This is a genomic window from Mycobacterium sp. (assembly GCF_035623875.1).
Classification (GTDB): domain Bacteria; phylum Actinomycetota; class Actinomycetes; order Mycobacteriales; family Mycobacteriaceae; genus Mycobacterium.
Window position 1 is genome coordinate 20,138 of the sequence record NZ_DASPSP010000110.1, and the last position, 12,518, is coordinate 32,655.

Consider the following 12,518-nt stretch of genomic DNA (forward strand, 5'->3'; position numbering starts at 1 on the left):
AATACCCGGCATCGTCCAATACTTGGACGGACTCCCGTGGTTTCATCCGCCCGTCTGGAGACTATTTCTCCAGTGTGAATTGGTTGACGTCGATGTAGCCGACCCGGAATCCCCCGGCACATCCGGTCAAATAGTGCATATAGCGCTCATAGACCTCTTCGGACTGGATCTCGATGGCTTGGCTCTTGTGCGCCTCCAGCGCCGCGGCCCAGTGGTCGAGGGTCTTGGCGTAGTGCGGCTGCAGCGACTGCCGGCGGGTCAGCGTGAAGCCCGCTTTTGACGAGTGGTCCTCCACCTTCTCGATCGACGGCAACCGGCCGCCCGGGAAGATCTCGGTCACGATGAACTTCATGAACCGGGCCAGCTCGAAGGTCAGCGGCATGCCGCGTTCGATCATCTGCGGGCCGGTCAGGCCGGTGATCGTGTGCAGCAGCATCACGCCGTCGTCAGGCAGGGCTTGGTAGGCCATCTTGAAGAAGTCGTCGTAGCGGTCGTGGCCGAAGTGCTCGAATGCGCCGATGGAGACGATCCGGTCCACCGGCTCGTCGAATTCCTCCCAGCCGGCCAGCAGGATCCGTTTGGTACGCGGCTGGCGCTGCGGATCATTGTCCAGCTCGTCGAACATCTTCTGCACGTGCCCCGCCTGGTTCTTGCTCAAGGTCAGGCCGATGACGTTCACGTCGTATTTCTCGATCGCGCGGCGCATCGTGCTGCCCCAGCCGCAGCCCACGTCGAGCAGCGTCATCCCGGGCTGCAGGCCCAGCTTGCCCAGCGCCAGGTCGACCTTGGCCTGCTGAGCCTCTTCCAGCGTCATGCCGTCACGTTCGAAGTAGGCGCAGCTGTAGGTCTGGCTCGGGTCGAGGAAGAGCCGGAAGAAGTCGTCGGACAGGTCGTAGTGGGCCTGGACGTCCTCGAAATGCGGCCTGAGTTTTTCCGCCATGCCGGCGTGCGCCTTTCTGATTTTCCCCCCGGTTATCCGCCAGTCATGGTAAAGGATCCGCCTTGTTGGGCCGAATCAAGAACCAGCTTTTAGCTCAGCGCGTCGCCGACCCGTCCTCGGTTACGGCGCTACTTCTGCAGCGTGAACTGGTTGACGCTGGTGTACCCGTCACGGAACAGGCCCTGACAGCCCGCGAGGTACTTGACGTAGCGGTCGTAGACCTCCTGCGACTGTGCCGCGATGGCCTGCTCCCGGTGTGCCTCCAGTGCGTCCGCCCAGAGCTGCAGGGTCTTGACGTAGTGCGGCCCGATCTCCTGCCTTCGGGCCAGGTTGAAACCGGCTTTGGCGGCGTGCTCCTCGACCATGGCCACCGTCGGCAGCCGCCCGCCGGGGAAGATCTCGGTCATGATGAATTTGTTGAATCGGACCATCGACATGGTTAACGGAAGGCCCAACCTCTGGCAATCGTCCTGGGTGATTGCGGTGATGGTGTGCAGCAGCATCACCCCGTTGTCGGGCAGGGCATCGTAAGCCATTTTGAAGAAGTCGGAGTAGCGCTCGTGGCCGAAGTGTTCGAACGCGCCGATTGACACGATTCGGTCGACCTTCTCGTCGAACTCTTCCCAACCCTGTAGCCGCACCTCGACGTTGCGCTGCGTCGAGACCTTGGCCAGTTTGGCCTCGGCGTACTCGCGCTGACACTGGCTGAGCGTCAGGCCGATGACATTGACGTCGTAATTCTCGATCGCCCGTTGCATGCCGCCGCCCCAGCCACAGCCGATGTCGAGCAGCGTCATCCCTGGCTGCAGGTTCAGCTTGCCGAGCGCCAGGTCGAACTTGGCGTTCTGGGCCTCGTCGGTGGTCATGTCGTCGCGTTCGAAGTAGCCGCAGGTGTAGCCCATCGTGGGGCCCAAGAACAGTTCGAAGAACTCGTTCGAAATGTCGTAGATCGACTGCAACAATTCGTAATTGGGCGTTAGTTCACGCATGTCTGATGGGTATATCAGCCGTGGGCAAACGTGGTCGTCAGCTCGCCGATCAGCCGATCCCACAGCTGCTCGGGCAAATCGTGGCCCATGCCGTCGATCAAGACCAGACGGGCTCCCCGGATCGCGCGGGCAACCGCCCGGCCACCGAACGGGCGCTGCAACTTGTCGGCACGGCCGTGCAGCACCACGGTGGGTGCGCTGATCTGCCGGTCGTAGCGGCGCAGGCTACCGCTGGCAATGATCGCGCTGAAATGCCGGCTGATGCCCCACGGGTAGTAACACCGTTCGTAGGCCTCGATCGTCTCGTTGCGGATCCGCTGTTCGGGCGCCGGATAGTGGGGGCTGCCGATGATTCCCCAGACCCGCACGGCGTTGTCGGCGATCACGTCCAGCGGCGAACCCGGCGCCGGGCCGTTGAGCACTGCGAACAGCGCGCGCGGGGCCGGCGGCGGCAAGAACGGCCGGTTGTTGCTCGAGAAGATCACCGCCAGCGACCGCGTCCGCGCGCGGAATCGTGCGGCGAAGACCTGGGCGATCATGCCGCCCATCGAGGCGCCGGCGATGTGTGCCCGGTCAATGCCGAGGTGATCGAGCACGGCGGCGGCGTCGTCGGCCATGTGCTCGAGGGTGTAGTCGGCATCGCCGGGCATGCCCACCCAGAACTTGAGCATGCGCGGGATCATCGGCCCCGCGGAACGCCCCCGCTTGGTCTTGCTGGACAGGCCGACATCGCGGTTGTCGTAGCGGATCACCCGCAAACCTTCGGAGACGAGCTTCTCGCAGAACCCGTCGCGCCACAGCAGCAGCTGCGAACCCAGCCCCATGATCAACAGCACGGCCGGATCGTTCGGGTCGCCCATGTCCTCGTAATAGATGCCCAGGTCACCGGAACGTGCTGTGCCGCTTCGGATTTCCATGCCGCCAGACCTCCCTAAACCTCAACGTCGGATTGGTGCTCGCGGCTGACCTCCACCATGAAGTTGGCGAAGTACCCGGTGAGCTGCGGGTCGGACATCATCTGCCACCTCGGCGCCAGCAACTTCATATACCGCTCGACGTAGAGGAACTGCTTACCGATCAGCACCAGCTCGCGAGGCAGCTTGACGTCGTAGGCGTCGGCCAGCGCCGACAGCTGCCTACCGATGTCGGCATACGACAGCTCGCCCAGCGACTGCATGGTCAGCGGGGTAGCGAACTTCTCCAGGTCCTTGGCGGCCTGGGCCTCGGGCTTCATAGTGCCCACGGCGCCCATCAACACGACGATCTTCCCGGCCGCGGCGTGGTCCTTCTTGACCAGCAGCGCGTACACCAGCTCACGCAGCAGCCAGCGGGTGCGCGGATCGATGCGGCCCATGATGCCGAAGTCGAAGAACACGATGCGGCCCTGGTCGTCGACGTAGAGATTGCCGGCGTGCAGGTCGCCGTGGAACAGACCGTGCCGCAGCCCGCCCTCGAACACACTGAACAGCAGCGCCTTGACCAACTCGGTGCCGTCGAACCCGGCCTTGCGGATGGCGGCGGCGTTGTCGATGCGGATGCCTTCCACCCGTTCCATTGTCAGCACCCGCTCGCTGGTGAACTTCCAGTACACCTGCGGCACCCTGATGTTCTTGCCGAGCGGTGACGCGTGCAGGTGGGAAATCCAGGCGTCCATTGACTGCGCCTCGAGGCGGAAGTCCAGCTCCTCAGCCAGGTTGTCGCTGAAGTCCGCGACGACGTCTTGGGCGGACAGCCGGCGGCCCAATTTTGCCAGCTCCACGGTCTGCGCGAAGCGCTTGAGGATCTGCAAGTCGGCGGCCACCCGGCGACGGATGCCCGGCCGCTGGATTTTGACGACGACCTGCTCGCCGCTGTGCAGGGTGGCGTAGTGCACCTGGGCGATGGACGCCGACGCGAACGGTTCTTCTTCGAAGGTGGCGAACAACTCCGACGGGTCAGCCCCGAGCTCCTCGGCGAACAGCTTGTGCACCTCGTCTTTGTTGGCCGGCGGCACGCGGTCGAGCAGGTCGCGGAATTCACGCGACAGCTGTTCGCCGAATGCGCCCGGGCTGGACGCGATGATCTGCCCGAACTTGACGTAGGTGGGGCCCAGGTCGGCGAAGGTCTGCGGGAGCTGCTTGATGACCTTTTGCTGCAACGGACCCTTGCCCGGCAGTTTGGTGACGACGCGTGCGGCGGTGCGGGTGAGCTGCCAACCGGTCACGCCGATGCGGGCCACCTCGACCGGCAACGGCACCCGGTCAAGTTTGGCTACCTCGCGGTGGTTGTTGGAACTCACTTGTGCAGTGTGCCAAATCGGTGGTGTCAAGTCCCAATTCCTGTGAGCCCGCTCACCGGAGGGGGACCTGGGCAAAGTTCTCGGTGAGGGCTTCGACGATCGGGCGCCACACTGGTTCGGGGAGGTCGTGGCCCATGCCGTCGATGACGACGAACCGGGCGCCCGGGATGGCCGCGGCAACCCTGCGGCCGTTGCGCGGCCGCACCATTGGGTCGTGCGAACCGTGTAGCACCACGGTGGGCGCGGTGATCGCCTTGCTGTAGGCGAGCAGGCTGCCGGTGCCCAGCACGGCGTCGAACTGGCGCAGCATGCCGGGCGGATAGTTGGACCGCTCGGCGAGCTGCTGGACGCGCTTGCGCAGCTCCGCCTCGGACGGCAGGAAGTTCGGGCCGTTGAATACCGCGATGTTGCGGACTTCGAAGGCCAGTCTCTCCTCGTCGGACGCGTCATCGCCAGGGCCGCCGAACGCCAGCCGAATCACCCGCAACGCCGGCAACCGAGAGAACGGTTTGCCGGTGGTGGACATGATGACGGCCAGCGACGCCACCCGCTGCGGTTCGCTGGCCGCCAGGATCTGCGCGATCATCCCGCCCATCGAGGCGCCGACGACGTGTGCCCGCGCGATGCCCAGGTGATCGAGCAGCGCGACCACGTCGCGCGTCATGTCGACCAGCGTGTAGGGCACCGGGCTGGTGCGGCCCAGCAGATAGCGCCACACCCGCCGGTAGACCGGGCCCTTGGCGCGCATCCCGTGCATCTTGGCCGACAGCCCGGTATCGCGGTGGTCGAACCGGATCACCCGATACCCCGCGTCGACGAGCTGAGCGCAGAAGCCGTCGGGCCACATCGGTAGCTGGGCGCCGAGCCCCATGATCAACAGCACCGGCGGGGCGCCCGGGTCGCCGAGATCTTCGTAAAACAGCTCGACGGCGCCCTGCTCAGTGTCGCGGCGGGCGAGGCCGCTACGAGTCAGCATGCTTCGTCCAAGGCCGTACCCAACCGTCGATTGTCCAGCCCTCCCGTCCGGCGATCAGCTCATACATGGTGGCGCCGTCGATGCTCTCCCGGATGATGTCGGCATGCCCGGAGTGGCGGGCCAGCTCGTTGATCACGTGCAGGATCACCCATCGCACCGACCAGGCTTTCAAGTTTCCGGGGAACCACGGGATGTCGGTCGGAACCGGCACCTCGGCGGCTAGGTCCGCGGTGTCCACCAGGCGCAGCGACTTGGCGTTCTCGGCCTCGAAGGCGCTCAGCAGTCCGTCCAGCGTCTCGTCCGGCCGCATCACGTGCTCTTCGGCGAACCCCTCGGCGATCTCGTCAAACGGCCTGCTGTCCCGCGGCGGGGCGTCGGGCGCCGCGGCGACCCGCGCCATCCAGCTGCGCTGCACACCGGTGGCATGCTTGATCAGCCCGCCAATCGACAGTTCGCTGACCGTCGGCCGCGCGCGAGCCTGCTCGTCGGTCAGGCCGTAGGCCACCGCGAAGAACGCGCTCTGGTGAAAGGCCAGATACTCGCGCAGGGCGCTGCGTTCATCGGTGACGGGCGAGGCGAGAGCAGGCATCGAGGGTCCTTCCGGTGGGCTGCCCTCAAGCCTGTCAAAAAATGCCGCGTCGTGACGCCGCGTGATGCCCGTCGGAGGTCGTAGGGTGCGGGAATGCAGGTGATCTCGGCAGAGTCGACGGAACTTTTCGTCGGGCCGCCGGACGCGCCGCTGCAGGTCGCCCGGGTGACCATCAGCGGCGGCACCGAGCCGACGCTGGTCCGGGTCGACGGCGACCGCTTGGGCGGCGAGACGCTCGCCCAAATCGGCCGGACCGTTGGCCAGTGCACTGTCGAGGTGCCGGTTGCCGTCGAGCACCCGGTCATCGGCCAGCGACGGGACGCGCTGGTGCACATCGATGGCAGCAGGACACCGTTCGCGTTCACCGTCGCCGAGCCCGGGTGGACGATGTTCATGATCAGTCACTTCCACTACGACCCGGTCTGGTGGAACACTCAAGGCGGTTACACCAGCCTCTGGACTGAGGAGCCGCCCGGAAAGTGCCGGCAGACCAACGGTTTCGAGCTGGTCCACGCGCATCTGGAGATGGCCCGCCGCGAACCGGAATACAAATTCGTGCTCGCCGAAGTCGACTACCTCAAGCCGTACTGGGACACCCATCCCGAGGACCGCGCCGACCTGCGCCGCCTGATCGCCGAGGGTCGGGTGGAGATCATGGGCGGCACTTACAACGAGCCCAACACCAACCTCACCAGCCCCGAGACGACGATCCGAAACCTGGTTCACGGCATAGGATTTCAGCATGACGTGCTGGGCGGCAACCCGGCCACCGCCTGGCAGCTCGATGTCTTCGGTCACGATCCGCAGTTTCCGGGGATGGCCGCCGACGCCGGGCTGACGTCGAGTTCCTGGGCGCGCGGACCGCACCACCAATGGGGCCCGATGCACAACGAGGGCGGCGTCGCAGGCATGCAGTTCTGCAGCGAATTCGAATGGATCTCGCCGTCGGGGCGCGGGCTGCTCACGCACTATATGCCCGCGCACTACTCGGCTGGCTGGTGGATGGACGAGTCGACCTCGGTGGCCGAAGCCGAGCAGGCCACCTACCAGCTCTTCGCAGAGCTGAAGAAGGTCGCGCTGACCCGCAACGTGCTGTTGCCGGTCGGCACCGACTACACGCCACCGAACAAGTGGGTCACCGAGATTCACCGAGACTGGGCTTCGCGCTACACCTGGCCACGGTTCGTCTGCGCGCTGCCGAGCGAATTCTTCGCCGCCGTGCGGGCCGATCTGGATGCCCGTGCGCTGGTGCCGTCGCCGCAAACGCGTGACATGAACCCGATCTACACCGGCAAGGACGTGTCGTTCATCGACACCAAGCAAGCCAACCGCGCCGCCGAAAACGCCGTCCTGGACGCCGAGAAGTTCGCGGTGTTCGCGGGGCTGCTCGCCGGCGCCGACTACCCGCAGGCCGCGCTGGCCAAGGCATGGGTGCAGCTGGCCTACGGCGCACACCACGACGCAATCACCGGGTCGGAATCCGACCAGGTCTACCTCGACCTGTTGACCGGCTGGCGCGACGCGTGGGAGCTCGGCCGCGCGGCTCGGGACAACTCGCTGGCGCTGCTGTCCAGCGCCGTGGAGGGCCATTCAAACGACTCAGTGGTGGTGTGGAACCCGTTGGCGCACAACCGAACCGATGTCGTCACTTGTCGGCTCGACGTGCCGGTCGGGGCCGGGGTGCGGGTGCTGGACCACGACGGCGCCGAGCTGCCCGCGGTTGTCGAGCACGACGGACGGTCGGTCAGCTGGCTGGCGAACGACGTGCCATCGTTGGGTTGGCGGGCCTACCGCTTGGTCGCTGGCAAGACCTCGACGGCCTGGAAGTCGGTGCGCGGCAAGCAGATTGCGAACGAATATTGCCGTCTGGTTGTCGACCCGGCTCGCGGCGGCGGGGTGTCGTCTCTCATACACGGCGGCCGGCAGCTGATCGCGGGTGGCCGGGTGGGCAACGAGCTGGCGGTCTACGAGGAATACCCGGCGCACCCGACCGGCGGCGAGGGCCCATGGCACCTGCTGCCCAAGGGGCCGGTGGTCTGCTCGTCGGAAACGTCCGCCGAGGTACGGGCTTATCGCAGCCCGCTGGGCCAGCGGCTGGTCGTGGCGGGCCGGATCGGTGAGCTGCTGCGCTACACCCAGACGCTCACACTGTGGCACGGCGTCGACCGGGTGGACTGCACCTCCACGATCGACGACTTCACCGACGCCGACCGGCTGCTGCGACTGCGCTGGCCGTGCCCGGTGCCGGGCGCCATGCCGGTCAGCGAGGTCGGTGACGCCGTCGTCGGGCGTGGTTTCGCCTTGCTGCACAGGCCTGATTCGGGATCTCAATCCGTCGACACCGCCGACCACCCATGGACCCTGGACAACCCGGCCTACGGCTGGTTCGGGCTGTCGTCGGCGGCCCGGGTGCGGGTCGGCGATAGTGTCCGAGCGGTGTCGGTGGCCGAGGTGGTCGCGCCGACCGAGCCGATGGGCGGCCTGTTGGCGCGCGACCTGGTGGTCGCGCTGGTGCGTGCCGGGGTCACGGCGACCTGCAGCAGCGCTGACAAGCCCCGCTACGGTCGCCTCGGCGTCGACTCGAACCTCCCGGATGCCCGTATCGCGCTGGGCGGGCCGGGCCAGAACGCCTTCACCAAGGCCGTGCTGGCCGCCGCCGATCCGGCCTACAGCGTCGAGGTCGAGCGGCAGCTCGCCGAGAATGGCCGGGCCACGGTGTGGGTGCCCGCCGCAGCGCCGTTGGCGGCCGGCTGGATCCCCGGCGCCGACCTGCGGGATGCGCGAGCGCTGCCGGTGCTGGTGATCGCGAGTCGCGAGGACGCCGATCTCGGCCCGGCGATCACGTCGGTGGCCGACGACCTCGTCGACGCCGAGATCCTCGTCAGCCAGCGGGCCCCGTCAGGCCTGCAGCGCTTCGAGCCCTTTACCGTCGCGCTACTCAACCGCGGGGTGCCCAGCTTCGCGGTCGAGACCGACGGCACGCTGCACACCGCGCTGATGCGGTCCTGCACCGGCTGGCCGTCGGGCGTCTGGACCGACGAGCCGCGCCGCACCGCGCCCGACGGCTCGAACTTCCAGCTGCAGCATTGGACGCACATTTTCGACTACGCGCTGGTCTGCGGTGCGGGTGACTGGCGCCACGCCGAGATCCCAGCCCGCAGTGCTGGCTTCTCCAACCCGCTGCTGGCCGTAACGGCGTCCGGCCGGGTCGGCGGGCTACCCGCCACCGGTTCGCTGCTGCAGGTCGACCCGGCCGGCGCCGTGCAACTGGGTGCGCTCAAGGCGGCGGGCAACCCGCTGGCGCACGGCAGCGCTCACCCGGTCGACCCCAGCCGGGTGGCCATCCGGCTGGTCGAAACCCGCGGCGGCGACACCGACGTCGTCGTGCGCTCGCCGCTGGGCACGGTGTCCGAGTTGCGGTTCGCCGATCTGCTGGAGCGGTCGCAGGGTCGGCGCCAACTCACCAGGTTGCACGGCTACCAGATCGGCACCGCGCTGGCGCGACTCGACCTGCCCAGGCTGGTCGACGGCGGGGACACGGCGTTGGCCCCGCAGGCCGAGAACTGCCAGCCGCTGTACGCGCGGTACTGGCTGCACAACCGCGGGCCGGCCCCGCTGGGCGGGCTGCCCGCGGTGGCCCACCTGCATCCTCACCGGCTCACCGCGGCCGCGGGCGAAGAGTTGACGCTACGCCTGACCGCGGCCAGCGACAGCTGCGATGCGCCGCTGGCCGGCACCGTCACGCTGGTGTGCCCGCACGGTTGGTCGGCCAGTGCGGCCGAGCTGCCCTTCACGCTGCGGTCCGGCGAACACCTGGAAGCCGATGTGGCGCTGAAGATACCCGCGCACGCCGATCCCGGTCTGTATCCGGTGCGGGCCCAGCTGCAGGTCACCGGCGCCGATCTCCCGCCCGCCTGGCATCAGGTCGTTGAAGACGTATGCCTGATCTCGGTGGACGGGGCCGACGACGGTGGGCTGCTGTACCTGGTCGACGGGCCGGCCGACGTCGAGGTGGCCGCGGGCGACTCAGCTCGCCTGGCCGTCACCGTCGGCAGCGACGCGTGCGCCGACCTGAGCCTGGAGGCCCACGTGATCAGCCCGTGGGGGACCTGGGAATGGATCGGCCCGGCAACGCTGGGCGCGGTGCTACCCGGCCGCGGCGCTCTCGAGCTTGGCTTCGACGTGAGCCCGCCGGCCTGGGTGGAACCGGGCCAGTGGTGGGCCCTGATCCGGGTCGGCTGCGCCGGCCGGCTGGTGTACTCACCCGCGGTGAAGGTGACGGTCCGATGATCACGGCTGTCGCGGCGACGGTCGGTGGCGTCGCGGTGCCGGTGGACGAGGTCGACGCGCGCGAGGCGCGGCTGCGCCGTTCTCGTCAGGGCCCGCTGGCGGCTGCGCTGCCGGCAGCGGGCACCAGTGAGGGCAGGCAGCTGCGTCGCTGGCTGACCCAACTGATCGTGACCGAACGGGTGGTCGCCGCCGAGGCCGCTGCGCTCGCCGTGACCCCGCGGGACGCACCGAGCGAGGCCGAGCTGCTGCCCGACACCACGGCCCGGCTGGAGATCGGCAGCATCGCCGCGGCGGCGCTGTCGGACCCCTATGCGCGCGCATTGTTCGCCCGCGTCACCGCCGCGGTCGACGTCAGCGACGATGACGTGGCCGGCTACCATGCCCGAAACCCGTTGCGGTTCGCCGCGACTGGCCCCGGCCACCACGGCTGGCGCGCCCCGGCCGTCGCCGCTCCGCCCTTGCACGAGGTGCGCGCTCTGATCGCCGACCACTTGCGGGCGGCCGCGCGGCGCCGCGCCTTCCGAGTGTGGCTCGACGAACGCCGGGCCGAGCTGGTGCGGCTGGCACCGGGATACGAGCACCCCGGCGATCCGCGTCAACCCGACAACACCCACCGGCATTGAACCGCGGATGCTCACCCTGACCCTTGACATCGGCGGCACCAAGATCGCCGCCGGTCTCGTCGACCCGTCTGGCGCCTTGGTGCATGTCGCCACCCGGCCGACTCCGAAAGACCAAGGGGAAGAACAGATTTGGTTTGTCATTCAGCGGATGATCGTCGACGCGATGCAAGCCGCCGGAGGTGCGATCCGCGCGGTCGGCATCGCATCGGCCGGCCCCATCGACGTGGCGACGGGGACCGTCAGCCCGATCAACATCCCCTGCTGGCGCGGCTTTCCGCTGCGAGACCGGGTCGCGGCCGTGGCGCCGGGCGTGCCGGTGCAGCTGGCCGGCGACGGCGTGTGTATGGCACTCGGCGAGCACTGGCGTGGCGCCGGCCGGGGCGCCGACTTCCTGCTCGGCATGGTGGTCTCCACCGGGGTGGGCGGTGGGCTGGTGCTCGAGGGGGTCCCGTATCACGGGCGGACCGGTAATGCCGGCCACGTCGGCCACGTCGTGGTCGAGCTAGACGGGCAGCTGTGCTCCTGCGGCGGCCACGGGTGTGTGGAGACGGTCGCGGCTGGGCCGTGGATGACGCGGTGGGCGCTGGCCAACGGGTGGGCGGCGCCGCCCGGCGCCGACGCCGCGGTGCTGGCCGAAGCGGCCGACGCCGGGGATGCGGTGGCCGTGCGGGCATTTCGCCGCGGCGCCACCGCGCTGGCCGCGATGATCGCCTCGGTCGGGGCGGTGTGCGACTTGGATCTGGTCGTTGTCGGCGGCGGAGTCGCCAAGTCTGGCCGGACGCTGTTCGACCCGCTGCACGAGGCATTGGCCGGCTACGCAGGTCTGGACTTCATCTGCGGCCTGCGGGTGGTGCCCGCTGCGCTTGGCGGCGACGCCGGTCTGATCGGCGCGGCAGCATTGGTCTCATCTGTCAGGTGAGCCACTGGGCGGACCCATATGGCCCATACGGCTTTGTGCCCGCCTCCGAGCGATTTTGAGTCGATGTGGTACGGCGTGCGACCGTCCGAGGATGAACAACCTGCGGGGTATCGAACTTCGCTACCTACTCACGATGCACCTGTTTGCGGTCGACAGTCTGGCCGGTAAATGAGTGCGGGTGCTGCGGGTCGAGGCAAATTGCTCGGAGACGGGCATCTTTAACGAGTCAACGCGCATCTCCTCCGGCAGAGGCTGAAGTGGCAGATGTGGTTATCGCCATTTTGGCTGATAGCGGCAGGCCACGCTATTGTGGATGCCGATCCACCGAAGACCGTCGGTCACCGAGCAATCGGTTGAAGGTCCGGGAATTCCCGGCGGCCCACGCAGGAGGACGAGGCAGACCGTGTCGGCGTGCGCCGACGTTCACGCCCCGACCGCTTCCTGCGTCGGGGCGTTCGTCATTTCCGGGCCGTGACCCCCAAGGAGGTATGCATGGCCCGGGCTGACAAAGCCACCGCCGTTGCAGACATTGCCGAGCAGTTCAGGGCTTCCACTGCCACCGTGATCACGGAATATCGTGGTCTGTCCGTGGCCAATCTGGCCGAGCTGCGGCGGTCGCTGGCCGGCTCGGCGACCTACTCGGTCGCCAAGAACACGCTGATCAAGCGGGCCGCCTCGGAGGCGGGCGTCGAGGGACTCGACGAGCTGTTCGTCGGACCGACCGCGATCGCATTCGTCAGCGGCGAGGCGGTCGACGCCGCCAAGACCATCAAGACCTTCGCCAAGGAGCACAAGGCGCTGGTCATCAAAGGCGGCTACATGGACGGTCACCCGCTGACCGTCGCCGAAGTCGAGCGCATTGCCGACCTGGAGTCGCGCGAGGTGCTGCTCGCCAAACTGGCCGGGGCGATGAA

General features: G+C 67.8%; 10 protein-coding genes. 4 read left to right on the plus strand and 6 right to left on the minus strand.

The window, feature by feature from the left end:
- Positions 1 to 61: 61 nt before the first annotated feature.
- The 6 genes from VEI45_RS09115 to VEI45_RS09140 all read right to left on the minus strand — a co-directional run bounded on the left by VEI45_RS09115 (position 62) and on the right by VEI45_RS09140 (position 5,772).
- Complete coding sequence (locus VEI45_RS09115) at positions 62 to 940, minus strand: cyclopropane mycolic acid synthase family methyltransferase (RefSeq protein WP_324852324.1); 879 nt, start codon at positions 938 to 940, stop codon at positions 62 to 64.
- Positions 941 to 1,068: 128 nt separating this feature from the next.
- Entirely contained in the window at positions 1,069 to 1,929 is an 861-nt protein-coding gene (locus tag VEI45_RS09120) for a cyclopropane mycolic acid synthase family methyltransferase (protein ID WP_324852326.1), read from the minus strand.
- A gap of 14 nt (positions 1,930 to 1,943) precedes the next feature.
- Positions 1,944 to 2,846, minus strand: coding sequence for an alpha/beta fold hydrolase (locus VEI45_RS09125; protein WP_324852327.1), 903 nt, complete (start codon positions 2,844 to 2,846; stop codon positions 1,944 to 1,946).
- Positions 2,847 to 2,860: 14 nt separating this feature from the next.
- A complete protein-coding gene (locus tag VEI45_RS09130) occupies positions 2,861 to 4,207 on the minus strand; it encodes an AarF/ABC1/UbiB kinase family protein (protein WP_324852329.1) in 1,347 nt (448 codons plus the stop codon).
- Between the two features lie 52 nt (positions 4,208 to 4,259).
- A complete protein-coding gene (locus tag VEI45_RS09135; RefSeq protein WP_324852331.1) occupies positions 4,260 to 5,183 on the minus strand; it encodes an alpha/beta fold hydrolase in 924 nt (307 codons plus the stop codon).
- On the minus strand, positions 5,170 to 5,772 hold the full coding sequence (locus VEI45_RS09140; RefSeq protein WP_324852333.1) for a DinB family protein: 603 nt from the start codon (positions 5,770 to 5,772) through the stop codon (positions 5,170 to 5,172). The genes VEI45_RS09135 and VEI45_RS09140 overlap by 14 nt, the downstream gene beginning before the upstream one ends.
- 93 nt (positions 5,773 to 5,865) lie before the next feature.
- Between VEI45_RS09140 and VEI45_RS09145 the strand changes: the two genes are divergently transcribed.
- From VEI45_RS09145 to rplJ, 4 genes are all read left to right on the plus strand, one after another.
- On the plus strand, positions 5,866 to 10,062 hold the full coding sequence (locus VEI45_RS09145; protein WP_324852335.1) for an NEW3 domain-containing protein: 4,197 nt from the start codon (positions 5,866 to 5,868) through the stop codon (positions 10,060 to 10,062).
- Positions 10,059 to 10,685, plus strand: coding sequence for a DUF7158 domain-containing protein (locus VEI45_RS09150; RefSeq protein WP_324852337.1), 627 nt, complete (start codon positions 10,059 to 10,061; stop codon positions 10,683 to 10,685). Before VEI45_RS09145 ends, VEI45_RS09150 begins: the two co-directional genes overlap by 4 nt.
- 7 nt (positions 10,686 to 10,692) lie before the next feature.
- Positions 10,693 to 11,604: an ROK family protein gene (locus tag VEI45_RS09155; protein WP_324852339.1), complete on the plus strand. Its 912-nt coding sequence runs from the start codon at positions 10,693 to 10,695 to the stop codon at positions 11,602 to 11,604.
- A gap of 492 nt (positions 11,605 to 12,096) precedes the next feature.
- The coding region (gene rplJ / locus VEI45_RS09160; protein ID WP_324852341.1) for a 50S ribosomal protein L10 at positions 12,097 to 12,518 on the plus strand (422 nt) is incomplete at its 3' end.